The organism is Pseudomonas sp. No.117, from assembly GCF_054558395.1.
Window position 1 is genome coordinate 364893 of the sequence record NZ_BAAJNP010000001.1, and the last position, 24510, is coordinate 389402.

At 66.8% G+C, this 24510-nt stretch carries 21 protein-coding genes and 2 pseudogenes; 11 read left to right on the forward strand and 12 right to left on the reverse strand.

Going from position 1 to position 24510, the window contains the following annotated elements; all coding sequences use genetic code 11:
* Nucleotides 1-151: 151 nt before the first annotated feature.
* The 3 genes from ACYJP6_RS01685 to choV all read left to right on the forward strand — a co-directional run bounded on the left by ACYJP6_RS01685 (nt 152) and on the right by choV (nt 3285).
* Nucleotides 152-1090 (forward strand): choline ABC transporter substrate-binding protein, encoded by a 939-nt coding sequence (locus ACYJP6_RS01685; protein WP_459472838.1) that lies wholly within the window; start codon nt 152-154, stop codon nt 1088-1090.
* 116 nt (nt 1091-1206) lie between these two features.
* The gene (gene choW / locus ACYJP6_RS01690; RefSeq protein WP_459472840.1) at nt 1207-2049 is read left to right on the forward strand and encodes a choline ABC transporter permease subunit; all 843 of its coding nucleotides are present in this window, start codon (nt 1207-1209) and stop codon (nt 2047-2049) included.
* Between the two features lie 3 nt (nt 2050-2052).
* Nucleotides 2053-3285, forward strand: coding sequence for a choline ABC transporter ATP-binding protein (gene choV / locus ACYJP6_RS01695; RefSeq protein WP_459472841.1), 1233 nt, complete (start codon nt 2053-2055; stop codon nt 3283-3285).
* Nucleotides 3286-4084: 799 nt separating this feature from the next.
* Here choV and purU read toward each other — a convergent pair.
* From purU to glyA, 6 genes are all read right to left on the reverse strand, one after another.
* Nucleotides 4085-4942, reverse strand: a complete 858-nt coding sequence (purU, locus tag ACYJP6_RS01700; protein WP_459472843.1) for a formyltetrahydrofolate deformylase — start codon at nt 4940-4942, stop codon at nt 4085-4087.
* 99 nt (nt 4943-5041) lie between these two features.
* Nucleotides 5042-5671, reverse strand: a complete 630-nt coding sequence (locus tag ACYJP6_RS01705; RefSeq protein ID WP_459472845.1) for a sarcosine oxidase subunit gamma — start codon at nt 5669-5671, stop codon at nt 5042-5044.
* Nucleotides 5672-5685: 14 nt separating this feature from the next.
* Complete coding sequence (locus ACYJP6_RS01710; protein WP_459472847.1) at nt 5686-8706, reverse strand: sarcosine oxidase subunit alpha; 3021 nt, start codon at nt 8704-8706, stop codon at nt 5686-5688.
* Nucleotides 8703-9002: a sarcosine oxidase subunit delta gene (locus ACYJP6_RS01715; protein ID WP_459472848.1), complete on the reverse strand. Its 300-nt coding sequence runs from the start codon at nt 9000-9002 to the stop codon at nt 8703-8705. Before ACYJP6_RS01715 ends, ACYJP6_RS01710 begins: the two co-directional genes overlap by 4 nt.
* An 11-nt stretch (nt 9003-9013) precedes the next feature.
* Entirely contained in the window at nt 9014-10264 is a 1251-nt protein-coding gene (locus tag ACYJP6_RS01720) for a sarcosine oxidase subunit beta family protein (protein ID WP_459472850.1), read from the reverse strand.
* A 78-nt stretch (nt 10265-10342) separates the two neighbouring features.
* Nucleotides 10343-11596, reverse strand: a complete 1254-nt coding sequence (glyA, locus tag ACYJP6_RS01725; protein ID WP_459472852.1) for a serine hydroxymethyltransferase — start codon at nt 11594-11596, stop codon at nt 10343-10345.
* A 215-nt stretch (nt 11597-11811) separates the two neighbouring features.
* Between glyA and ACYJP6_RS01730 the strand changes: the two are divergent.
* The 3 genes and pseudogenes from ACYJP6_RS01730 to ACYJP6_RS01740 form a co-directional block, all read left to right on the forward strand.
* Nucleotides 11812-12582 (forward strand): annotated as a pseudogene (locus ACYJP6_RS01730) (PAS domain-containing protein); the annotation flags it as partial.
* A gap of 111 nt (nt 12583-12693) precedes the next feature.
* A pseudogene (locus ACYJP6_RS01735) lies at nt 12694-13170 on the forward strand (methyl-accepting chemotaxis protein); the annotation flags it as partial.
* Nucleotides 13171-13251: 81 nt separating this feature from the next.
* The gene (locus ACYJP6_RS01740; protein ID WP_459472854.1) at nt 13252-13680 is read left to right on the forward strand and encodes a universal stress protein; all 429 of its coding nucleotides are present in this window, start codon (nt 13252-13254) and stop codon (nt 13678-13680) included.
* 58 nt (nt 13681-13738) lie between these two features.
* Here the strand turns inward: ACYJP6_RS01740 and ACYJP6_RS01745 are convergent, their stop codons facing one another.
* Entirely contained in the window at nt 13739-14518 is a 780-nt protein-coding gene (locus ACYJP6_RS01745) for an exodeoxyribonuclease III (protein ID WP_459472856.1), read from the reverse strand.
* A gap of 80 nt (nt 14519-14598) precedes the next feature.
* Between ACYJP6_RS01745 and pyrE the strand changes: the two genes are divergently transcribed.
* The 4 genes from pyrE to ACYJP6_RS01765 all read left to right on the forward strand — a co-directional run bounded on the left by pyrE (nt 14599) and on the right by ACYJP6_RS01765 (nt 17663).
* On the forward strand, nt 14599-15240 hold the full coding sequence (gene pyrE / locus ACYJP6_RS01750; protein ID WP_459472858.1) for an orotate phosphoribosyltransferase: 642 nt from the start codon (nt 14599-14601) through the stop codon (nt 15238-15240).
* Between the two features lie 16 nt (nt 15241-15256).
* Entirely contained in the window at nt 15257-15853 is a 597-nt protein-coding gene (locus ACYJP6_RS01755) for a DUF4124 domain-containing protein (RefSeq protein ID WP_459472860.1), read from the forward strand.
* Between the two features lie 277 nt (nt 15854-16130).
* The gene (locus ACYJP6_RS01760) at nt 16131-16796 is read left to right on the forward strand and encodes a GntR family transcriptional regulator (RefSeq protein WP_459472862.1); all 666 of its coding nucleotides are present in this window, start codon (nt 16131-16133) and stop codon (nt 16794-16796) included.
* Between the two features lie 15 nt (nt 16797-16811).
* Nucleotides 16812-17663, forward strand: coding sequence for an urea carboxylase-associated family protein (locus tag ACYJP6_RS01765; protein ID WP_459472864.1), 852 nt, complete (start codon nt 16812-16814; stop codon nt 17661-17663).
* A 60-nt stretch (nt 17664-17723) separates the two neighbouring features.
* Here ACYJP6_RS01765 and argB read toward each other — a convergent pair whose 3' ends face one another.
* The 4 genes from argB to coaBC form a co-directional block, all read right to left on the reverse strand.
* Nucleotides 17724-18626 (reverse strand): acetylglutamate kinase, encoded by a 903-nt coding sequence (gene argB, locus ACYJP6_RS01770; RefSeq protein WP_459472866.1) that lies wholly within the window; start codon nt 18624-18626, stop codon nt 17724-17726.
* 74 nt (nt 18627-18700) lie between these two features.
* The gene (gene algC, locus ACYJP6_RS01775; RefSeq protein ID WP_459473411.1) at nt 18701-20095 is read right to left on the reverse strand and encodes a phosphomannomutase/phosphoglucomutase; all 1395 of its coding nucleotides are present in this window, start codon (nt 20093-20095) and stop codon (nt 18701-18703) included.
* 1212 nt (nt 20096-21307) lie between these two features.
* Complete coding sequence (gene dut, locus ACYJP6_RS01780) at nt 21308-21763, reverse strand: dUTP diphosphatase (RefSeq protein ID WP_459472868.1); 456 nt, start codon at nt 21761-21763, stop codon at nt 21308-21310.
* Nucleotides 21756-22979, reverse strand: a complete 1224-nt coding sequence (gene coaBC, locus ACYJP6_RS01785) for a bifunctional phosphopantothenoylcysteine decarboxylase/phosphopantothenate--cysteine ligase CoaBC (RefSeq protein ID WP_459472870.1) — start codon at nt 22977-22979, stop codon at nt 21756-21758. Before coaBC ends, dut begins: the two co-directional genes overlap by 8 nt.
* 137 nt (nt 22980-23116) lie before the next feature.
* Here coaBC and radC point away from each other — a divergent pair, with 137 nt between their 5' ends.
* A complete protein-coding gene (gene radC / locus ACYJP6_RS01790) occupies nt 23117-23791 on the forward strand; it encodes a RadC family protein (protein WP_459472871.1) in 675 nt (224 codons plus the stop codon).
* A gap of 21 nt (nt 23792-23812) precedes the next feature.
* Here radC and ACYJP6_RS01795 read toward each other — a convergent pair whose 3' ends face one another.
* On the reverse strand, nt 23813-24496 hold the full coding sequence (locus ACYJP6_RS01795) for a uracil-DNA glycosylase family protein (RefSeq protein ID WP_459472873.1): 684 nt from the start codon (nt 24494-24496) through the stop codon (nt 23813-23815).
* Nucleotides 24497-24510: the final 14 nt, after the last annotated feature.

The following is a 24510-nucleotide window of genomic DNA, read 5'->3' on the forward strand; positions in this document are numbered from 1 at the left end:
TCACGCTGGATGCGACATTTCCGCTTCTGGTTACGACGCCGCGTACACTGGTAGCGACGCAGGCGGTAGGCGAGCCTGGGGGGATGGGTTACAGATAAATACACGCGGGGCGCACCGAAAGGTACCCCGCCAACCGCAAGGAGAGGTGTCCATGAAAGGTTGTTCCCGTTGGCTCTTGAGTGTTGCGCTGTTGGCTCCGCTCGTTGCTCAGGCAGACGAGCCGGCTTCCTGCGCCAAGGTTCGCTTCGCGGATGTCGGCTGGACCGACATCACGGTGACCACGGCCGTGACCAGCGAGGTGCTGCACGCCCTCGGCTACCAGACCACGACCAACATGATCTCCGTGCCGGTCACCTACAAGTCCTTGCAGAACAAGGATATCGACGTCTTCCTCGGCAACTGGATGCCGAGCATGGCGGCGGACATCAAGCCCTATGCGGACAATGGCAGCGTCGAGACCGTACGCGCCAACCTGGAGGGCGCCAAGTACACCCTGGCCGTGCCCCAGTACGTCTACGACGCCGGGGTCAAGAGCTTCGCCGACCTCGCCAAGCATGCCGACAAGTTCGACGGCAAGATCTACGGGATCGAGCCGGGCAACGACGGCAACCGCCTGATCCAGGGCATGATCGACAAGAACACCTTCGACCTGGGCAAGTTCAAGCTGGTGGAATCCAGCGAGGCGGGGATGCTCTCGCAGATCCAGCGCGCCGAGCGGCGCCAGCAGTGGGTGGTCTTCCTCGGCTGGGAACCCCATCCGATGAACACCCGCTTCAAGATGGCCTATCTCGAGGGCGGCGACGACGTCTTCGGCCCCAACTACGGCGGCGCCACCATCTACACCAACGTGCGCAAGGGCTACGTCCAGGAATGCCCCAACGTGGGCAAGCTGCTGACCAACCTGTCCTTCACCCTGGACATGGAAAACCAGCTGATGGACAAGGTCCTCAACGAAAAACAAGCCGCGAGCGCCGCCGCCAAGGTGTGGCTCAAGGCCCATCCGCAGGTGCTCGACCAGTGGCTGGCCGGCGTGACCACACGCGACGGCAAGCCCGCTGTGGAAGCGGCCAAGGCCGCCCTGGCACCCTGACAGAACAATAACATTCGACTGTCCCGCGCCGGTTCGGGCGGGTACTGCCACAGCCGAAGCACGACTCGGCTTCCGTCGTGCTTCGACCTGTCCACCCCTACCTGACGGGCACCGTTATGTTACTCACAGACCACAAACTCCCTCTCGGCCAGCAGATCGCCGACTTCATCGACTGGTTGACGCTGCATGGCGCCGGGGTCTTCGACAAGATCTCCGACGTGCTGTCCGGCCTCATCCACGGCCTCACCGCCGGCCTGATGTGGTTCAATCCGCTGGCCTTCATCGGCCTGGTCGTGGTGGGGGTCTATCTGTTGCAACGTAGCATCGGCCTCACCCTGTTCGCCCTCGCCTCGCTGCTGCTGATCCTCAACCTGGGTTACTGGCAGGAAACCATGGAAACCCTGGCCCAGGTGGTCTTCGCCACCCTGGTGTGCATCGCCATCGGCGTGCCGCTGGGCATCCTCGCCGCGCACAAGCCCTGGTTCTACACCGGCCTGCGCCCGGTCCTGGACCTGATGCAGACGGTCCCGACCTTCGTCTACCTGATTCCGACCCTGACCCTGTTCGGCCTGGGCGTGGTGCCCGGTCTGATCTCCACGGTGGTCTTCGCCGTGGCCGCACCGATCCGCCTGACCTGCCTGGGCATCCAGGACGTCCCCGCCGAGCTGATGGACGCCGGCAAGGCCTTCGGCTGCTCGCGCTGGCAGCTGCTGACCCGCATCGAGCTGCCCCACGCCATGCCCAGCATCGGCGCCGGCATCACCCAGTGCATCATGCTCTCGCTGTCCATGGTGGTGATCGCCGCCCTGGTGGGCGCCGATGGCCTCGGCAAGCCGGTGGTGAACGCCCTCAACACCGCGGACATCGCCCTGGGCTTCGAAGCCGGCCTGTCCATCGTCCTGATCGCCATCCTGCTCGACCGGGTGTGCAAGCAACCCGCCCCACGCGAGGTTAACTAAGTCATGACCGCCATACGTTTCGAACACGTCGACGTCATCTTCGGCAAGCAGAACAAGCGTGCCCTGGAGCTGCTCGACCAGGGCAAGGGCCGCAGCGAGATCCTCCAGGAGACCGGCCAGGTGCTGGGCGTCGAGGACGCCTGCCTGGAAGTCCAGAAGGGCGAGATCTGCGTGCTGATGGGCCTCTCCGGCTCCGGCAAGTCCAGCCTGCTGCGCTGCATCAACGGCCTCAACACCGTGAGCCGTGGCAAGCTGCTGATCGAGCACCAGGGTAGCCAGGTGGACATCGCCAACTGCTCGCCCGCCGTGCTCAAGGACATGCGCACCACCCGCATCGCCATGGTGTTCCAGAAGTTCGCCCTGATGCCCTGGCTGACCGTGGCCGAGAACGTCGGCTTCGGCCTGGAGATGCAGGGCCGCTCGGCCGCCGAGCGCAAGAAGCTGGTCGACGAGAAGCTGGAGCTGGTCGGCCTGACCCAGTGGCGCAACAAGAAGCCCGATTCGCTCTCCGGCGGCATGCAGCAGCGCGTCGGCCTGGCCCGCGCCCTGGCCATGGACGCCGACATCCTGCTGATGGACGAGCCCTTCTCCGCCCTCGATCCGCTGATCCGCCAGCAGCTGCAGGACGAACTGCTGCAGTTGCAGGCCAAGGTCAACAAGACCATCGTCTTCGTCAGCCACGACCTCGACGAGGCGCTGAAGATCGGCACCAACATCGCCATCATGAAGGACGGCCGCATCATCCAGCACGGTCGCCCCGAGGACATCGTGCTCAATCCGGCGGACGAATACGTGCGTACCTTCGTCGCCCACACCAACCCGCTCAACGTGCTCAGCGGCTACAGCCTGATGCGCGGGCTGGACAAGTGCGGCCGCGAAGGCAACGAGATCTGCCTGGAGCGCAGCCACGACATCTGGCTGGCCCTGGATGGCCAGACGGTCAAGGCCCTGCGCCGCGGCGGCGAGAGCCTGGCGCTGCAACGCTGGACCCCGGGCATGCCGGTCACCAGCCTGCAACGTCAGCCGACCCTGGCACCGGCCGATATCCGCATGCGCGACGCCCTGGAGATTCGCTATCACACCGGCCACAAGCTGGTGCTGGAAACCGATGGCCGCGCCGTCGGCATCCTCGGTGACAAGGAGCTCTACCACGCCCTGCTGGGCAAGAATCTGGAAAAGGCCGGCGAAGACGTCGCCCCGCCCGCCGCCCGCTCGACGCTGTCCCAGGCGGGCTGATATCACGCCCCGGCACCCCGTCTACTGGAAAGACGCGGGTGCCGGGCCCTCTCTCCTGCCGGCCACCACAACGCCCTGCTCTCGCGCCCACAGCCACGCCCCAGGGTCACGACCCCACCCCCGGCGCTTGCCATATGATCTACCTGTAGTAGCCACTGTCTTTATCGCGGCCATGGCGGTCCGCCGATGCGGCCGCTGCTACGGTTACATCGAGCGCTTAGGAGCGGCCCATGGCCGCGATACGCGATTGAGGCAGATGCTCCTACAGGCGCGCCCCGTAGCCGTAGGAGCGGTCACCGCGACGGACCGTGCCACGGTCGCGCAAGGATAGTAGCTCCCAAGGTGGCGGCACGATGATCGATCATGATCTTGCCGGTGCTGCTGGAGATGAATGCCTGCTCGGCTAGTCCCCTCTCCCCTTGGGATAGGGCTGGGGTGAGGGCGTGCCGCAGGGCCGCCAGTGGAAAAGGCTGCGCCGTTTTCCACGCTACGGTCATGGCAACACCTACCCAGTGGGGGGGACTGCCATGGTCGCGCTAAGAGCCTGTTCAGGATCTCGCGAGCAAGAGCCAAACAAGACGCAACGACCAATGGGAGTAACAGCCAACGGCTGGCCCCTAGGGTGAACGCTAGCGAATCCACTGCCTGAACAAGCGGACCGGACTCGCGCTCGACCGGGCTCGCGCGCGAGTTTACGAGGGGTACAGGAGCATTCCGACCGGGCCGCCCGGCCCAGGCTGGCGATCCAGGGCCTGCTCAACGCCGTTTGGCCGCCGCGCAGCAGATCGTGAACAGATTCCTACAGCACCACCGTGCGCCCGGCATTGAGGAAGACACGTCGATCCAGGTGATAGCCCACGGCCCGCGCCAGGGTCAGGCATTCGATATCCCGCCCTTTGGCGACCAGGTCCTCGGCATAGTGGGCGTGGTCCACGGGTTCGACGCCCTGGGCGATGATCGGGCCTTCGTCGAGGTCGTTGTTGATGTAGTGCGCGGTGGCGCCCACCAGTTTCACGCCCTTGGCATAGGCCTGGTGATAGGGCCGTGCGCCCTTGAAGCCCGGCAGCAGCGAGTGGTGGATGTTGATCGCCCAGCCGTCGAGGCGGCGGCACAGTTCCGGGGACAGCACCTGCATGTAGCGGGCGAGGATCACCAGCTCCGCACCGGTCTCCTGCAGCACCTGCCAGACCTTGGCCTCCTGGGCCGGCTTGTCCTGCGGGTCCAGCGGGAAGTGGTGATAGGGAATGCCATGCCAGGCGGCCAGGGGCTCCAGGTCCGGGTGGTTGGAGATCACCGCGACCACGTCCATGGGCAACTGGCCGATGCGCTGGCGATAGAGCAGGTCGTTGAGGCAATGGTCCGCCTTGGAGACCATGATGGCGACCTTGGCGCGGTAGGCCGGCGGGGTCAGCTCGAAGGTCATGTCGAAGGGCGTGAAGCGCAGGTCCAAACCAACGCGGAACAGGCCCTCGTTGAAGTCGGCAGGGACCTGGAATTCCACCCGGATGAAGAAGCGCTGGGCTTCGCGGTCATCGAAGCTGTGGTGCTGGGTGACGTAGCAGCCCTGCTCGAACAGGTAGCGCGTGACCACGTCCACGGTGCCGAGGCGACTCGGGCTCTGGGCGGTGAGAATCCAGGTATCGGGCGTGCGGCTCATGTTGAATTCCTGTGCATGAAGATGAAGCCAGAACTGCAAAACCCGACCTGCGCATCACGCAGGTCGGGTTCGCTGGAGCGGGACCGAGGCGAGCCGTGATCAGGCTTCGATACGCAGTCCGTACTCGGCACTCGCGTCCTGCAGCCACAGCCAGACGTAGTCGGCGAAGCTGCGGCGCACCACCAGCTCCCAGGTGTCCTCGGCCGTGTGGCGGATCACCAGTTGCGACTTGGCGAATACCGTCCCCACCGCCTTGCCCACCGGGAAGTTGCTCGGGTGGACGTCGTAGGAGGTGGACTTCATCAGCACCTCGCGGACCTTGGGGCCTTTCAGCTCGACCAGGGTCTGGCCGCCACCGACGTTGACGATGGCGACATGGCGCTCGCCCAAGGCCTGGCGCAGCGCCTGCTCGGTGGCGAACTCGGTGCCGCCGGGGACCACCAGCAGCCACTCGTCCGGGCCGAGCCACTGCAGCGAGGTCTCGCCCTTCTGGGTGATCGCCAGCGGACCGGGTACGTCCAGGCCGACCACGCCCTGCACGGCGGCGGTGAAGCCTTCGTCATGGGCGTCGCCCCGCAGCACCAGGTGCCCCAGCAGGGCCCGCTCGCGCAGGGTCACCCCGGCGGTGGCCGGGCCCCGGCCGGCGAGCTTGCTCAGCTCGGCGTGGAACAGCGGGGATTCGGCGCGCGCCTTGGCGGAGTATTGGTCGTACACATTGATGTCGTTCATGGGGCGCTTCCTCGTTAGGCGACGTTCTGCCGCTCACCCTTGGGGTCGTAGAACACCGGCGAGACGATCTCGGCAGCGATGTAGCGGCCATCGGCCAGCGGGGCGTAGACGGTCTGGCCCATGCGGCCCAGGCCACCCTTGACCATGGCCATGGCGATGCCATAACCCAGGGTCGCGCTGTGGTAGCTGGAGGTCACGTGGCCCACCATGTCCATGGGGATCGGCTGGTTGCGTTCGAATACCAGCTGCGAGCCTTCCGGCAGGACATCCCGCGCATCCAGGGGCTTGAGGCCGACCAGCTGCTTGCGGTTCTCTCGTACGCAGTCCTGGCGGTGCATGCCGCGCTTGCCGATGAAGGAGAAGCTCTTGTTCAGGCTCACCGCCCAGCCCATGCCCAGGTCCTGCGGCGTGACCGAACCATCGGTGTCCTGGCCGATGATGATGAAGCCCTTCTCCGCGCGCAGCACGTGCATGGTCTCGGTGCCATAGGGGGTGAGGTCGAACTCCTTGCCCGCGGCGACCACCTGCTCCAGCACGCCCATGGCGTAGTTGGCCGGCACGTTGATCTCGTAGGAGAGCTCGCCGGTGAAGGAGATGCGGAACACCCGTGCCGGCACGCCACCCACCTGGCCTTCCTTCCAGGCCATGAAGGGGAAGGCGGCATTGTCCAGATCGATGTCGGTCAGCTTGGCCAGCAGCTTGCGGCTGTTGGGGCCGGACAGGGTCAGGGTCGCCCAGTGGTCGGTGACCGAGGTGAAGTACACCTCCAGCTCCGGCCATTCGGTCTGGTGGTACAGCTCCAGCCACTCGAAGACGCGTGCCGCGCCGCCGGTGGTGGTGGTCATCAGGAAGTGGTTGTCGGCGAGACAGGCGGTGACGCCGTCATCGAAGACCATGCCGTCTTCCTTGCACATCAGGCCGTAGCGCGCCTTGCCGATGTCCAGCTTGGTCCAGGCGTTGGTGTAGACGCGGTTGAGGAATTCCCGCGCATCCTTGCCCTGGATGTCGATCTTGCCGAGGGTGGAGGCGTCGAGCAGGCCGACGCTGCGGCGTACGGCCAGGCACTCGCGGTTGACCGCGGCATGCAGGTCCTCGCCCGCCTTGGGGAAGTACCAAGGGCGCTTCCACTGGCCGACGTCCTCGAACAGCGCACCCTGCTTCAGGTGCCAGGCGTGCAGCGCGGTGTAGCGCTTGGGTTCGAACAGGGCACCGCAGTGGCGACCGGCGATGGCGCCGAAGGTAACCGGGGTGTAGTTCGGGCGGAACATGGTGGTGCCGACTTCCGGGATGGCCTTGCTCTGCACCCGGGCGGCGATGGCCAGGCCGTTGATGTTGCCCAGCTTGCCCTGGTCGGTACCGAAGCCCATGGCGGTATAGCGCTTGACGTGCTCGATGGACTCGAAGCCCTCGCGGCAGGCCAGCTCGATGCCCGCGGCGGTCACATCGTTCTGCAGGTCGACGAATTGCTTGGGGGCCCGCGACGACGGCTTGTCGTGGGGCACCTGGAACAGGGCCAGGGTCGGCTCTTCCTGGCGGTATTCGGCCTGGGGCAGTTCGCCACTGACCACCTGGGCCCCGGCTTCGGCGGCAGCGGTGGCGCCGGCCTCGAAGCCATCGGCGAGGACGTCGCCCAGGGCGAAGACGCCGTTCACCGCGCCGGCGCAGAGGCGCTTCTGCGGCGCCGGGCCGGGCACGAAGGCCTGGATGTCGTCACGCCAGAGTGGACGACCGCCCAGGTGCGAGGCCAGGTGCACCACCGGGCTGTAGCCGCCGGAGGTGGCGATGAGATCGCAGTCCAGCCACTCGCCGCCGCCCAGGGTACGGAAGGCGGTCAGGTCGATGGTGGCGATCTTGGCGCCGGTCACCCGGGTATTGCCGCGGGCTTCGCTCACGGCGGTACCGCCCATCACGCGCACGCCACGCTTGCGCACTTCCTCGACCCAGGCGCCGCGCGGATTGGGTCGCGCATCGGCGACGGCCACCACTTGGCGACCGGCTTCGAGCCAGTCCAGGGCCACGCGGTAGGCGTAGTCGTTGTTGGTGGACAGCACCAGGCGCTGACCAGGGGCCACCGCATAGCGGCGGATGTAGGTGGAGACGGCACCGGCCACCATGTTGCCCGGCAGGTCGTTGTTGGCGTACACCAGCGGCCGCTCGTGGGCGCCGGTGGCCAGCACCACGCGGGTGGCGCGGACCCGGTGCAGGCGCTGACGCACCTGGCCATGGGGCGCGCGATCACCCAGGTGGTCGGTGAGCCGCTCGTGGATGGTGAGGAAGTTGTGGTCGTGGTAGCCGTTGACCGTGGCGCGCGGCAGCAACACCACGTTGTCCAGGCCCTGCAGCTCGGCCACGGCCTTCGCGGCCCAGTCGGCCGCCGGGGCGCCATCGAGCCGCTCGCGGCTGTCCAGCAGGCTGCCACCGAATTCTTCCTGCTCGTCGGCGAGGATCACCCGGGCGCCACTGCGGCCAGCGGCCAGGGCCGCGGCCAGACCGGCGGCACCACCACCCACCACCAGCACGTCGCAGTGCTGGTTGAAGTTGTCGTAGGTGTCCGGATCGACCTGGGTCGGCGCCCGGCCGAGGCCGGCGGCCTTGCGGATGTACTTCTCGTAGGTCATCCACAGGTTCTGCGGATACATGAAGGTCTTGTAGTAGAAACCGGGCGGCATCATCTTGCCGCCGACCTTGCCGAGGATCCCCATGAGGTCGTTGTTCACGCTCGGCCAGCCGTTGGTGCTGGCGGAGACCAGGCCCTGGTACAGCGCCTGCTGGGTGGCCCGCACGTTGGGCACCTGGGTGGCCTCGGTGGCGCCGATCTGCATGATGGCGTTGGGTTCTTCGGCACCGGCGGCGACGATGCCGCGCGGCCGGGAGTACTTGAAGCTGCGCCCGATCACGTCCACGCCGTTGGCCAGCAGCGCCGAGGCCAGGGTGTCACCCTTGAAGCCCTGGTAGGTCTGGCCGTTGAAGGTGAAGGTGATGGCCTGGCTGCGGTCCAGGCGACCGCCCTGGGTGAGTCGATGGACCTGGCTCATGTGCGCTCTCCTCGCTCGGCGGTGAAGCGGGGTCGCTCGCCGATCGGATAGGTTTCGAGAATTTCGTAGGTCTCGGTGTTGCGGGTCGCGTTGAAGTACTGGCGGCAACCCGAGGCGTGGACCCACAGCTCGTGGCGCAGGCCACGCGGGTTGGTGCGGAAGAACATGTAGTCGCCCCACTCCGCGTCGCTACAGGCCTCGGGGTCCAGGGGGCGGGCGATATGGGCTTCGCCGGCCGCGTGGAATTCTTCTTCGGAGCGCAACTCCCCGCAGTGGGGGCAACGGATGTACAACATGCTCGGGCTCCTTAGTGCGCGACGGCCGCAGCGCCGTGTTCGTCGATCAGCGCACCGGTGTGGAAACGGTCGATGGAGAAGGGTTTGGCCAGCGGATGCATCTCGCCGGAGGCGAGCGACGCCGCGAAGACGTTGCCCGAACCGGGGGTGGCCTTGAAGCCACCGGTACCCCAGCCGCAGTTGAAGAACAGGTTTTCCACCGGCGTCTTGGAGATGATCGGGCAGGCGTCCGGGCAGGTATCCACGATGCCGCCCCACTGGCGGTTCATGCGCACCCGCGAGAGGATCGGGAACATCTCGACGATGGCCTGCAGGGTGTGCTCGATCACCGGGTAGGAACCGCGCTGGCCGTAGCCGACCCAGCTGTCGATACCGGCGCCGATCACCAGGTCGCCCTTGTCGGACTGGCTGATGTAGCCGTGTACCGCGTTGGACATGATGACGCTGTCGATGATGGGCTTGATCGGCTCGGACACCAGCGCCTGCAGCGGGTGGGATTCCAGCGGCAGGCGGAAGCCGGCGAGCTTGGCCATGTGCCCGGAGTTGCCGGCGGTGACCACGCCGACGCGCCGGGCACCGATGAAGCCACGGTTGGTCTCCACGCCGATCACCTTGCCATCCTGCTTGCGGAAGCCGGTGACCTCGGTCTGCTGGATCAGGTCCACGCCCAGGGCATCGGCGGCGCGGGCGAAGCCCCAGGCCACGGCGTCGTGACGGGCCACGCCACCCCGGCGCTGCACCGTGGCGCCGAGGATGGGGTAGCGGGTGTTCTTGCTGCAGTCCAGGTAGGGAATCTCTTCGGCCACCTGGCGGGTGTCGAGCAGTTCGCCGTCCACGCCGTTGAGGCGGTTGGCGCTGACCCGGCGCTCGGAATCGCGCATGTCCTGCAGGGTATGGCAGAGGTTGTAGACGCCGCGCTGGGAGAACATGACGTTATAGTTAAGGTCCTGGGACAGGCCCTCCCACAGCTTCATGGCGTGCTCGTAGAGATGCGCCGACTCGTCCCACAGGTAGTTGGAGCGGACGATGGTGGTGTTGCGCGCGGTGTTGCCGCCGCCCAGCCAGCCCTTCTCGATCACCGCGACGTTCTTCACGCCGAATTGCTTGGCGAGGTAGTAGGCGGTGGCCAGGCCATGGCCGCCACCGCCGACGATGACCACGTCGTAGACCGGCTTGGGCGTCGGGGTGCGCCACATCCGCTGCCAGTTCTCGTGATGGCTCAGGGAGTGCTTGAAGAGGCCGAAGCCGGAATAACGTTGCATCTGGAGACTCCTGCAGACGACTCCCCTTCCCCGCGGCGGGGAAAGGGGTTGGATAGGGGTGGGCCGGACGCGCGGCGGTTAGCGATACACCGGATAGTCACGGCACAGGTCGGCTACCTGGCGCGCCACCTGGGCTTCCACGTCGGCATCGCCGAGGTGGTCGAGGATGTCGCAGATCCAGCCGGCGACGCGCTCGCTCTCGCTGACGCCGAGGCCGCGGGTGGTCAGCGCCGGGGTACCGATGCGCAGGCCCGAGGTCACGAAGGGCGACTGGGGATCGTTGGGCACGGCGTTCTTGTTCACGGTGATGCAGGCGCGCCCCAGGGCGGCGTCGGCGTCCTTGCCGGTGATGCCCTGCTTGATCAGGCTGACCAGGAACAGGTGGTTGTCGGTACCGCCGGAGACCACGTCGAAGCCGCGGGCCTTGAACACGCCGGCCATGGCCTGGGCGTTCCGGATCACCTGCTGCTGGTAGGTCTTGAAGCTCGGCTCCAGGGCCTCCTTGAAGCACACTGCCTTGCCGGCGATGACGTGCATCAGCGGGCCGCCCTGGGCGCCCGGGAACACCGCGGCGTTGAGCTTCTTCTCGATGTCGGCGTTGGCCTTGCACAGGATCAGGCCGCCGCGGGGACCGCGCAGGGTCTTGTGGGTGGTGGTGGTGACCACGTCGGCGAAGGGCACCGGGTTCGGGTAGACCCCGGCGGCGACCAGGCCGGCCACGTGGGCCATGTCGACGAACAGCAGAGCCCCCACGCTGTCGGCGATGTCGCGGAAACGCTGGAAGTCCAGGGTCTTGGAGTAGGCGGAGAAGCCCGCCACGATCATCTTGGGCTTGTGCTCCTGGGCCAGGCGCTCGACCTCGTCGTAGTCGATCAGGCCGGTGTCGGTGTTCAGGCCGTACTGCACGGCGTTGTAGAGCTTGCCGGAAGAGCTGACCTTGGCACCGTGGGTCAGGTGGCCGCCATGCGCCAGGCTCATGCCGAGGATGGTGTCGCCCGGCTGCAGCAGCGCCAGGTAGACCGCCGAGTTGGCCTGGGAGCCGGAGTGCGGCTGGACGTTGGCGTAGTCGGCGCCGAACAGCTGCTTGGCGCGCTCGATGGCCAGCTGCTCGACCTTGTCGACGTGCTCGCAACCACCGTAGTAGCGCTTGCCCGGATAGCCTTCGGCGTACTTGTTGGTCAGCACGCTGCCCTGGGCTTCCATGACGCGCTGGCTGGTGTAGTTTTCCGACGCGATCAGCTCCAGGTGATGTTCCTGGCGCCGCGCTTCCTCGCCCATGGCGGCGAACAACGCGTCATCGTAGCCCTGGATTTGGTCCTGCTTGCTGAACATCGCGGCGCTCCTAAAGTCTGTGGCGGTGAAAACCACCCCCTTGGCGGCGATGGTAGGCCTGGCCCCAACCCCCAAGATGCCTGTTTACGCCCCGGGCCGGCGCGTTTGCGACAGCCATCCAGCCGGCGGACGATGCCGTTCGCCGGTCGTCATCAAGCCGCTTCGATTCGCGCCGATAGATTGACCATTCAATCCCCCCGCCAGCGAGTTCTGCCATGTTCAATGCGCGCCACAAGAAGACCATCGCTCGGCTGGAGGCCGAGGTGCACGCCAGCCAGGGCCTGACCCAGGCGCTGGAACGCTCGATGGCGGTGATCGAGTTCGATCTCGACGGGACGATCCTGCGCGCCAACGACAACTTCCTCAGGCTGACCGGCTATGGCGCCGACGCCCTGGTCGGCCAGCATCACCGTCGCCTGTGCCCCGTCGCCGTGGCGCAGGGTCGCGACTATGGCGATTTCTGGGCGCGCCTGGGGCGCGGCGACTTCGTCTCCGGCACCTTCCAGCGCCTTGACGCCCAGGGCCGGACGCTCTGGCTCGAAGCCAGCTACAACCCGGTGCCCGATGCCAGCGGCAGGATCGCCAAGGTGGTGAAGTACGCCCTCGACGTCACCCGGCAGGTAGAGCGCGACAGCGAGGCGCAGAGCAACCTCAAGGCCCTGGACCGGGCCCTGGCGCGGATCGAATTCGACCTGGAGGGACGCATCCTCACCGCCAACGACAACTTCCTGGCCACCCTGGGCTACAGCCTGAAGGAGATCCAGGGCCAGCACCATCGACTGTTCTGCGAACCCGGCCTGGTCAACAGCAGCGAATACGGCGACTTCTGGCGCCGCCTCAATGCCGGCGAATTCTTCCGCGGCCAGTTCAAGCGCCTTGGCAAGCACGGCCGGGTGGTCTGGCTGGAAGCGAGCTACAACCCGGTGTACGACGCCAGCGGCCGGCTGTACAAGGTGGTCAAGTACGCCAGCGACATCAGCGAGCGGGTCGAAAAGCACGAAAGCGACGGCCGCAGCGCCTCACGGGCCTATCACATCTCCGCCGAGACCGAGAAGGTCGCCGAGCACGGCACCCGGATCATCCAGGCCGCCGCCAGCGAGATGCGCGAGATCGCGCAGAACGTCAGCCAGTCCGCCGAGGTGATCGGCCAGCTGGGCCAGCGTTCCGAGCAGATCACCGCCATCGTCAACACCATCCGCGGCATCGCCGACCAGACCAATCTGCTGGCGCTCAACGCGGCCATCGAGGCTGCCCGCGCCGGCGACCAGGGCCGGGGCTTCGCCGTGGTCGCCGACGAGGTCCGCCAGCTGGCGGGGCGCACCAGCAGCGCCACGGCGGAAATCGCCGAGATGATCGGCCGCATCCTCGGCGAAACCCAGCAGGCCGTCGCCAGCATGGAAAGCACCCAGGGCCGGGCGGTCAAGGGTGTGGAGCTGGCGGACCAGGCCGGGGCGGTGATCGTGCAGATCCGCGACGGCGCCAGCGATGCCGTCGAGGCGGTGAGCATGTTCGCCAGCAAGCTGGACGAATCCGAGGTGATTCCCAAGGGCGCGCGCAACTGGGTGGGGCATTGAGCGCGCGGGCTTGATCGGGATCAAGCGACTCTGACAGCCGGGGTCTAGCATGAAGACATACCCCGCTCGTGGAGAAGTCCCATGCACACTGTCCTGGTCGCCTACGATGGTTCCCCCAGCGCCGACAATGCCCTGCGCTATGTCCTCGACCTGGTGCAGGCCGGTCTGACGCTGGAATTGCACCTGCTCAACGTCCAGAACGAGCCGGAGATCTACGGCGCGCCCTTCGACGAGCGCATCCTGCGCGAGTGGCGCGGCAGCCTGAGGGACAAGGCCGAGGACCTCCTGGTGCGGGCCCGCCCGGCACTGCAGGAAGCCGGTATCGAGGCCCAGACCCACGTCGGCTTCGGCGACATCGCCAAGACCATCGGCGAGATGGCGCGGCAGCTGCAGGTCGATACCCTGGTCATGGGCACCCGCGGACTGGGCTCGCTCAGCGGCCTGCTGCTCGGCTCGGTGGCCCAGCGCGTGGTGCACCAGGTGCCCTTGCCGGTGATCCTGGTGAAATAGCCGCCCAACAAAAAACCAGCCCGCGGGCTGGTTTTTTCGTTTCCGGATACCGCGCGGATCAGATGCTCAGGGTCCAGTCGTAGTCGACGATCAGCGGCGCGTGCGCGGAGAAGCGTGGCTGCCGCGGCAGCCGCGCCGAGCGCACGAAGCGGCGCAGGCCCGGGGTGAGGATGTTGTAGTCGAAGCGCCAGCCCAGGTTAAGGTGCTCGGCCTGGTCGCTGTCCGGCCACCAGCTGAACTGGTCGCCTTCGCGGCTGACTTCGCGCAGAGCATCCACGTAGCCCATGTTGCCGATCACCTCGTCCATCCAGGCCCGCTCGGGGGCGAGGAAGCCGGGGATCTGCTGGCAGTCGCGCCAGTTCTTCACGTCCTGCTTCTGGTGCGCCACGTACAGCGAGCCGCAGTAGATGTACTCGCGACGCTTGCGGCGCTGCTTGTTCAGGTAGTGGGTGAAGTCGTCCATGAACTTGAACTTCATGTTCAGGTCTTCGTCGCCACGCTTGCCCGAGGGCAGCAACAGGCTGGCGATGCTGACCTTGTCGAAGTCCGCCTGCAGGTAACGGCCGAAGCGATCGCACGACTCGAAGCCCAGGCCGCTGATCACCGCCTTCGGCTGAACCCGCGTATAGAGCGCGACCCCACCCTGGGACGGCACTTCGGCATCGCAGGCATAGAGGATGTAGCCGTCCAGCGCATAGGCCGGATCGTCCATGTCGTAGGAAGAGGCGCGGGTATCCTGCAAGCAGATCACGTCGGCATTCTGCGCCTTAAGCCAGGGCAACAGGCCCCGCTCGACAGCGTCCTGAATACCATTGACGTTCAAGCTGATGATCCGCATAAATGGCCCCCAAAAAATCGTGGATGTATGATACCCGAGCTAAACCGGTTTAGCTAAATACAAGCCGCGCAAGGACTTATATGCAGGCGTATCAGCGTAATTTCATTCGTTTCGCCATCGAGCGCGGAGTTCTGCGTTTTGGCGAATTCACCCTGAAATCGGGTCGTATCAGCCCCTATTTCTTCAATGCCGGCCTGTTCAACAGCGGTTCGGCGCTGGCCGAGCTGGGGCGCTGCTACGCCGATGCCCTGGTCGCGGCCAACCTGCCGTTCGACGTGCTGTTCGGCCCGGCCTACAAGGGCATCCCCCTGGCGGCCGCCACCGCGGTGGCCCTGGCCGAGCACCATGGCCGTGACACGCCCTGGTGCTTCAACCGCAAGGAAGCCAAGGATCACGGCGAAGGTGGCCTGCTGGTGGGCGCCCCCCTGACCGGCAAGGCGCTGATCATCGACGACGTCATCACCGCCGGCACCGCCATCCGCGAGGTCATGCAGATCATCCAGGCGCAGGGCGCCAGCGCCGCCGGGGTGCTCATCGCCCTCAATCGCCAGGAGCGTGGGCGCGGCGAGCTGTCGGCGATCCAGGAAGTCGAGCGCGACTACGGCATTCCGGTGCTGAGCATCGTGGCCCTGGACCAGGTGCTCGAATACCTGGCCGAGGATGCCGAGCTCAAGCGTTACCTGCCGGCCGTGCAGGACTATCGCGCCCAATACGGCATCTAGCCGAGGAGAGACGGCCATGGTCGTACGCCGCGCTGCTGCCAGCCTCCTGCTGCTCGCCCTGCCGCTGGCCGGCCAGGCCGTCGAGCTGTATCGCTATCTGGATCGCAACGGCACCCTGGTGATCGACCGCCAGGGCGTGCCGCCGGAATACGCGGGCAAGGGCTACGACGTGCTCAACGAACAGGGCCGGGTGATCCGCCGGGTCGCGCCGGCGTTGCCCGCCGCGGAGCTCGACCGCCAGCAACAGGAGCGGCAACAGGCCGTCGCCGATGGCCAGCTGCGCAAGCTCTACAGCAACGTCGAGGATGTCGACCGGGCCAAGGCGCGCAAGCTGGCGGAGCTGGATGGCCTGATGCAGATCAAGAAGGCCAACCTGGAGTCGGCGCGGCACCTGCAAGGCCAGTTGATGGAGCAGGCCGCGGTGCAGCAGCGCAATGGCCAGGCGCTCACCGACGACCTGCGGGCGCGCCTCGACGCCGCCGCCGCCGATCTGCTGCGGCTCCAGGCCGATCTGCAGCGCTACGCCGAGTTGCGCCGCAGCACCAGCACCGCCTTCGACGCCGATCGGCTGCGCATGCAGCGGCTGGATGCCGCACAGGATACGAGCCCCTAGCCCTGCCGACGCCCGCCTGGGTAGGAGCAACCAGTCCTCCACAGTGCCGGGTCTCTGTCCCGATCAGCTCTACCAGGGGTACCTTCGAAGGCCCCATGGCTTTCCAGGCACGCGTGGACAGCTGATCCGGGCAATCGCTCGGCTGTCTGGCATGCCCCGTGCTAGGGCTTCTGCCATTCATTGTTGAACAATCTGACCATCGCCCTGGTCGCTCGGCAGGATCCGCACGGTTCCTGCCCTGCGGAATCGCCAGGCCGGGGATCGGCAAGGACTCTCCATGAGTGGCAAGGAAACGGGCGGACTGGCCCTGGGTGCGCAGCTGTTGCTCGAGCTGCGCGAAGACATCATCGGCGGGCGCCTGCTGCCCGGCACGCCGTTGGTCGAGAACGAGCTGGTCAAGGCCTACAACGCCTCGCGCAACACCATTCGCGAGGCCCTGCACCAACTGGATCGCGAGGGCCTGGCCACCTATGTCCGCCACCGCGGCGTGATGGTGCGCCGCCTGGGCCTGGCTGAGGTCCGCGACCTCTTCCTGGTGCGCCGCACCCTGGAGCTGCAGGCCATCCGCGGCAGCCGGCCGCTGCGCGACGCTCAGTCCGGGCCCATGCTGGACGCCCTGGAGGCCGCCGAACTGGCCCAGTCCCGCGAAGACTGGCGCGCCTGTGGCACCCACAGCCTGCAATTCCATCGGCACCTCGTCGGCCTGCTGCGCAGTCCGCTGTTCGACGAATTCTTCGCCACGGTCGCCGCCCAGATGCGCCTGCTGTTTTCCCTCGCCCCCGATGAAGCGCACTTCCAGCGACCCTGGATAGCGCGCGACCGCGAGATCCACGACCTGCTCAGTGCCGGGCGACCGCAGGACGCGGCCGAGGCCATGGCCAGCTATCTCGACGATTCCGAAAACCAGCTGCTGGACCTGCTGGGCTCAACCCAGCCACTCTGACCGAGGAGATCTTCCATGTACAAGGACTACCCCGCCGCCTACCAGGCTACCCAGGGTTCCGCCCTGCAGGTCGACCAGGCCTTCTACGCCCGGTTGCGCGAACGCCAGGACGCCCGCACCCTGATCGAGCAGTTCGAGGTCCCGATCCGCACCGGCCGCGCCTGGAAGGTCCCGGCCGGCCATCTGTTCCGCGTCACCGCCCCGCACGGCCCCCAGGTCGGTGATTTCAACGTGTGGAACGCCCACGATCCGCGCGAGCGGCTGTGGGCCGCGCGCACCCGCCAGTTGCAGGGTGCCCATGTCAGTACCTACGACCGGCTCTGGTCGAACCTGCCCTTCCTGCGCCCGCTGCTGACCATCACCGACGACAGCCTGGCGGATTATGGCATCGACGAACACGGCGGCCGCCTGCACGACCTGCTCGGCACCCGCTGCGACCCCTACGTCAACAAGATGCTCACCGGCGAGGATTTCCACCACCACTGCCACTCGAACCTGACCCGCGCGGTGCTGCCCCATGGCCTCACCGAATTCGACGTGCACGACGTGCTGAACATCTTCCAGTGCACCGGCCTGAATCACGACGACCTCTACTTCATGAAGGCCTGCCCGGCCAAGCCCGGCGACTACCTGGAATTCTTCGCCGAGATCGACGTGCTCTGCGCCCTGTCCACCTGCCCGGGCGGCGACCTGTCGCTGGCGATGTGGGGCCCCGAGGCCGAGGACCCGCTGCGGGTCTGCCGCCCGCTGGGGGTGGAGATCTACCGTGTCGAGGACAGCCTGCTGGAAGGCTGGGAGTCGCCCAGGCGGGCGGCCTACGACGGCCAGCATGGCCTGACCCTGCCCAAGGCCAGCTGGGAGTCGTGAGACCGGGCCACAATGAAAACGGCGCCCTGGGGCGCCGTTTCGGTCTAGCGAGAGGCAGGATCAGCGCTTGCGATTGGTGATCAGGGTGCCCACGCCGATGTCGGTGAAGATCTCCAGCAGCACCGCGTTGGGTACCCGGCCGTCGATGATGTGGGCGCTCTGCACGCCGCCCTGCACCGCTTCCAGGGCGCAACGGATCTTCGGCAGCATGCCGCCATAGATGGTGCCGTCGGCGATCAGGCCATTGACCTGCTCGGTGGACAGCCCCGTGAGGACCTGGCCCTGCTTGTCCATCAGGCCGGCGATGTTGGTCAACAGCATCAGCTTCTCGGCCTTGAGCGCCTCGGCCACCTTGCCCGCCACCAGGTCGGCGTTGATGTTGTAGGATTCGCCGTCCTGACCCACGCCGATGGGGGCGATGACCGGGATGAAGTCGCCGCGTACCAGCATGTTGATCAGGTCGGTGTTGACCCCGGTGACCTCGCCGACATGGCCGATGTCGATGATTTCCGGCTTGGTCATTTCCGGCGTCTGCCGGCTGACCTTGAGCTTGGTGGCGCGGATCAGGCCCGCGTCCTTGCCGGTCAGGCCGATGGCCTTGCCGCCATGGCGGTTGATCAGGTTGACGATGTCCTTGTTGACCTGGCCACCCAGCACCATCTCCACCACGTCCATGGTCTGGGCGTCGGTGACGCGCATGCCATCGATGAAGTGGCTTTCGATGGACAGGCGCTTGAGCAGGTCGCCGATCTGCGGGCCGCCGCCGTGCACCACCACCGGGTTGATGCCCACCGCCTTCATCAGCACGATGTCGCGGGCGAAGCCGGCCTTGAGCTCGTCGCTCTCCATGGCGTTGCCGCCGTACTTGATCACCAGCGTCTTGCCGACGAACCGGCGGATATAGGGCAGCGCCTCGGACAGCACCTCGGCGACGTGCGAGGCATCCTCGCGGCTCAGGGTCATGGCTCACCTCTCAAGGTCGACATAGAAAAGACAAAGGGCGCCTAGGCGCCCTCTGTGCTACCGCTGACCAGGGGTCAGAACGGCAGGTTCAGATCCGGCTGCACCGCCAGCAACTGCTTGCGGAACACCGTCTTGATGCGCTCCAGCTCCTCGAGGGTTTCCGCCTCGAAGCGCAGCACCAGCACCGGCGTGGTGTTGGACGCACGCACCAGGCCCCAACCGTTCTGGTAATCGACGCGGACGCCGTCCAGGGTGGTGATCTGGGCATCGCCCCACTGGGCGTCGCGCTGCAGGGTTTCGATGATGCCGAACTTGTTCTCTTCGGTCACCTGGATATTGATCTCCGGGGTGGAGATGTCTACCGGGAAGGTATCGAACACCTGTTGGGCACTGCCCTTCTCCTGGCTGAGGATCTCCAGCAGACGCACGGCGCTGTAGATGCCGTCGTCGAAACCGAACCAGCGCTCCTTGAAGAACACGTGGCCGCTCATCTCGCCGGCCAGCAGGGCGCCGGTTTCCTTCATCTTCTTCTTGATCAGCGAGTGGCCGGTCTTCCACATGATGGGACGACCGCCGTAGCCGGCGATGAGGTTGTTCAGGCGACGGGTGCACTTGACGTCGAAGATGATGTCGGCGCCCGGGTTGCGCGAGACCACGTCCTTGGCGAACAGCATCAGCAGCTGGTCGGGGTAGATGATCTTGCCTTCGTTGGTCACCACGCCGACGCGGTCACCGTCGCCGTCGAAGGCCAGGCCCAGGTCGGCTCCGGTTACCTTGACCTTGGCGATGAGGTCTTCGAGGTTCTCGGGCTTGCCCGGATCCGGATGGTGGTTGGGGAAGTTGCCGTCCACCTCGCAGAACAGCGGGATGACCTCGCAGCCCAGGGATTCGATCAGTTGGGGCGCGTTGACCGCGGCCACGCCGTTGCCGGCGTCCACCACCACCTTGAGCTTCTTGGCCAGCACTACGTCGTTGCGGATGTAGTCGGCGTAGCTCTTGAGCACATCGACCTGCTGGATCTGGCCCTGGCCGCTCGCCACGTCACCGGTCTCGATGCGCTGGCGCAGGCGCTGGATGGATTCGTTGGCCAGGGTCTCGCCGGCGATGACGATCTTGAAGCCGTTGTAGTCCGGCGGGTTGTGGCTGCCGGTCAGCATGACGCCGGACTTGCCTTCGAGCACATTGGCGGCGTAGTAGAGCACCGGGGTCGGCACCATGCCGACGTCGCTGACATTGGCGCCGCTGTCGGCCACGCCCCTGATCAGTTGGGCGACCAGTTCCGGGCCGGACAGCCGGCCGTCACGGCCGACGGCCACGTTGGGCTCGCCACGTGCCAGGCTCTCCGAGCCGATGGCGCGCCCGATCCAGTAGGCGGCTTCGGCGGTCAGGGAGTCACCGACCACGCCACGGATGTCGTAGGCGCGGAAGATGCTGGCGTTGAGTTGGGGGGCTTGCGGGGTAGTGCTCATCGGGGGTTTCTCCAATCCCAGGAGATCCTGGTCTTCGTCGAGGATACTGATATCGAGGATGTCGGTGGTCTGGAACAGCGGCTCGCTCTGGGTAGGGCGGCCTCTGTCGGCAAACTCCGCCAGGGTCTTGGCCACGGCATCACTGGGGGCCGTGGCATAGAGGTCCGGCGACGACCCGGCCGATTGGCTGGCCAATCGGGCCGTCGCCTTGGCCAGGGGTTCCATTAGCGTCAGGCGTAAGGCCGGGCTTTTGGCTATCCGATTGGATTCAAGTTCCTCGGCATAGGCCACAAGAGTGCGGACGTCGTCACGGAGCCGTCGTGACAGCTCCCGGGAAAACAGCCAAAAGCCCGCCAGCAGACCGAACAGGGCCAGCAGCAGCGCGACCAGCGGGGCGACCAGCGGCGTCTCCGCCCCGGCGGTGGCCGCGGGTGCCAACTCCAGGGTCCAGAGCGGACTGCCAGTGCCCAGGCGGCGCGCCAGGGCGGGATCACCGGGATTACCGCCGCTGGCCAGTACCTGGCTACCGCCACCGGGGAATTGCTGCAGCAGGCGCCACTGCCCGACGTTGGCCGGCGGCGGCGTCCAGTTCTGCAGCACGGCGGAGAGTTCTTCCACCAGCACGGCGCTGCCCAGCAGCTGATCGCCGCGGCGAATGGGCTGGGCGCTGTAGACCAGCCAGCGATCCCCCAGCCGATAGGCCTCGGGCGGGGTGCGCTGGCCGCTTTCCAGGCGCTTGAGCAGGTCGAGCACGGCATAGTTGAGGGGGCCGGGGCGATCGTCCTCGATCTGGCGCATGCCGGCCGGCACCACCAGCACATCGACCACGCCCAGTCGCTCGCGCAACTGGGTTTCCGCCGCCGTCCGCGCGGCGGGATCGTCGCCCTGCAGGGCCTGCAGCACCAGGGCATCCCCGGCCACGCCCTGCAGGCGCCGCGTGAGGGCTACCAGTACCTGGTTGAGCGAGGTGGCCTGGGTCTGCAGCGCCTGGTCGACCTGCTGCTCCTGGTTGCGCACGCCCTGCGGCTGCAACACCAGGAACCACAGCAGCAGCGCCGCCAGCAGCAGGCCGGCGAGCGCCAGTAGCAGGCCAGGCCCCATGCCGGGCAACGCGGCGACCCGGGGGGCCGCCTTCCGCACATCCTTGCCGTTCTTGCCCCTTGCCATGCCGCTCTTCTCCTTTATGTCACGGCGTGCCTTGCGTGCCTGGCGTCAGCGGGTTCCGGAATGGCCGAAGCCGCCGGTGCCCCGCTCGGTCTCGGTGAAGCTGTCGACGATGTCGAAGTGCGCCTGGACCACAGGTACGAGCATCAGCTGGGCGATACGTTCGCCCACGCTCATGGTGAAGGTGGTCTGGCCGCGGTTCCAGCAGGAGACCATGAGTTCGCCCTGGTAGTCCGAGTCGATCAGGCCGACCAGGTTGCCCAGCACGATGCCGTGCTTATGACCCAGGCCCGAGCGCGGCAAAATCAGTGCCGCCAGCGACGGGTCGGCGACATGGATGGCGAGCCCGGTGGGGATCAGCGCGGTCTGCCCGGGTTCCAGCACCAGGTCCTCCTGCAGCATGGCGCGCAGGTCGAGGCCGGCCGAGCCGGGGGTGGCATAGGATGGCAACGGGAAGTCGCGCCCCAGGCGCGGGTCGAGGATCTTGGCTTGAAGGCTATGCATGGGTCTGGGCGGTGTCTTTCAAATGGGTGGAAATCAGGGCGATGAGCTGGCGGGCGATCTTGCCCTTGCTGGTCTGCTCGAAGCGGATCTCGTGCAGGCCACGGTCGATCACGGTGACCGCGTTGTCTTCGCTGTTGAAGCCGATGGCCGGGTTGGCCACGTCGTTGGCGACGATGAGGTCGAGGTTCTTGTCGCGCAGCTTGCGCTGGGCGTACTCCAGCAGATTCTGGGTCTCCGCGGCGAAGCCGACGCTGAAGGGGCGATCCGGGCGCCCCGCCAGGGTGGCGAGGATGTCCGGGTTGCGCACCAGCTCCAGCAGCAGGCCATCACCGCGGGTGGGATCCTTCTTCAGCTTGTGCGGCGCGATGACCTCGGGGCGATAGTCCGCCACCGCCGCCGAGGCGATGAGCACGTCGCAGGGCATCAGCGCCTCGCAGGCGGCCAGCATGTCGCGGGCGCTGACCACGTCGATGCGCTCGACGCGGTCCGGGGTGGGCAGGTGCACCGGGCCGCTCACCAGGCTGACCCGGGCACCCGCTTCCGCCGCCGCTTCCGCCAGGGCGAAGCCCATGCGGCCGGAGCTGTGGTTGGTGATGTAGCGCACCGGATCGATGTTTTCCTGGGTCGGGCCGGCGGTGATGACCACATGGCGACCGGTCAGGTCCAGGCGCTGGAAGCAATCCGCGGCAAGCTGGGCCAGCTCGGTGGCCTCCAGCATCCGGCCAGGGCCGACATCGCCGCAGGCCTGGCTGCCACTGGCCGGGCCAAACAACTTGATACCCCGACTGCGCAGGAGCTCGGCATTGGCCTGGGTGGCCGGATCGCGCCACATGGCCTGGTTCATGGCCGGCGCCAGGGCGACCCGCGCATCGGTGGCCAGCACCAGGGTGGTGAGCAGGTCGTCCGCCACGCCCTGGGCCAGGCGCGCCATGACGTCGGCGGTGGCCGGCGCGACCAGCACCAGGTCGGCCCAGCGGGCCAGCTCGATGTGGCCCATGGCGGCTTCGGCGGCCGGGTCCAGCAGATCCAGGTGCACCGGCAGGCCGGACAGCGCCTGGAGGGTCAGCGGCGTGATGAATTCACGCCCGCCGCGGGTCAGCACCACGCGCACCTCGGCGCCCTGGTCCTTGAGTCGGCGCACCAGCTCGGCGCTCTTGTAAGCGGCGATGCCACCTCCGACGCCCAGCACGATGCGTTTACGATGGAGCCGCTGCATATTGCCTTGTTCCGTTTTCGAACCGTCTAGAGCAGGATTCACGCGGCCAATCGAGGCCTGCGTGCACCCGCGAATGATGCGGTTAAGATAGCACAGCGCCTGCAGGACGCAGGCGCCTCGCCAGACAAGGAGCGCCCATGAGCATCAAGGATTGGCCGGCCCAGGAACGGCCACGGGAGAAACTGCTGGAACAGGGCGCCCAGGCCCTCACCGACGCCGAGTTGCTGGCGATCTTCCTGCGTACCGGGGTGGCCGGTCGCAGCGCGGTGGACCTCGCCCGTCAGCTGCTGGGTGAATTCGGTGGCCTCAGGGCCCTGCTGGAGGCCGATCTCGCCGCCTTCAGTACCCACCTCGGCCTCGGCCCGGCCAAGTTCAGCCAGTTGCAGGCCGTGCTGGAAATGGCTCGTCGTCATCTGGCCGAAGGGCTCAGGCGCGATTCGGCGCTGGAAAGCCCGCAACAGGTCCGCGACTACCTGAAGGCGCGCCTGCGCCACGAACCCCACGAAGTCTTCGGCTGCCTGTTCCTCGACACCCGCCACCGGGTACTGGCCTTCGAGGCGCTGTTCCACGGCACCATCGACGGCGCCAGCGTCTATCCCCGCCAGGTGGTCAAGCGCGCCCTCGCCCACAACGCCGCGGCCGTCATCCTCACCCACAACCATCCCTCCGGCGTCGCCGAACCCAGTCAGGCCGATCGCCTGCTCACGGCGCGATTGCGAGAAGCCCTGGCCTTGGTGGATGTGCGGGTGCTGGATCATTTCATCGTCGGCGACGAAGAACCGGTCTCCATGGCGGAATACGGCTGGTTGTGAGCGAAGCCGCCAGGGCGTGCCTCAATGCCCGAGGCCGACCTCCAGGTGCGCCAGGCGCTGCTCCAGCAACCCCGGAAACCTGGTGTACCAGGTCTGGTTCAACGGCGACGGATGCGGCAGCGGATAGAGGGTCATGGTCTTGCGCCTGCCCTCCTCCGTTTCCAGGGTGACCTCGAGGCTGCTGTCGAAGCGCTGGTCGCTCTTCCAGAAGGCTTCCAGGCGGGCGCGTTCGTCCTTGGATTGGCCGATGCCGAACCAGAGGAAGGCTTCGCGGCCGAGGGTGATGAGCTGGGTGCCGTGCCAATGCTCCACCAGCAGGCGACGCATCAGGGGGTGGAAGGTCTTCTTCACCCGTTCCGACCAGGCCTTGTTGCCGAGCGGCTTGTAGGGCACGGTGTTGGCCCAGAAGAATTGCTGGCTCAGGCTGCGGCTGGCCTCGAAGTCGGCCGGGGGCTGGCCATACAGGTGCTGATAGAGCACCTTGCGGGCGATCTGGCCGCCGCTGCCGATGAAGGGCTCGCCGTACTTCACCTCGTCGCGCCCCGGATCGCGGCCGAAGAAGCCCAGCGGGGCCGCGGGATCGCCCAGGCCGATGATGGGGTCCAGCGGGTCCTTGGCAAACTGTTCATAGACCGGAAGATCGATACCCGGAAGATCGGCGGCGAGCTGGCGAAAGGCGTCGCGCTCTGCGGAAGACAGCGGCATGCAACAGGTCCTCA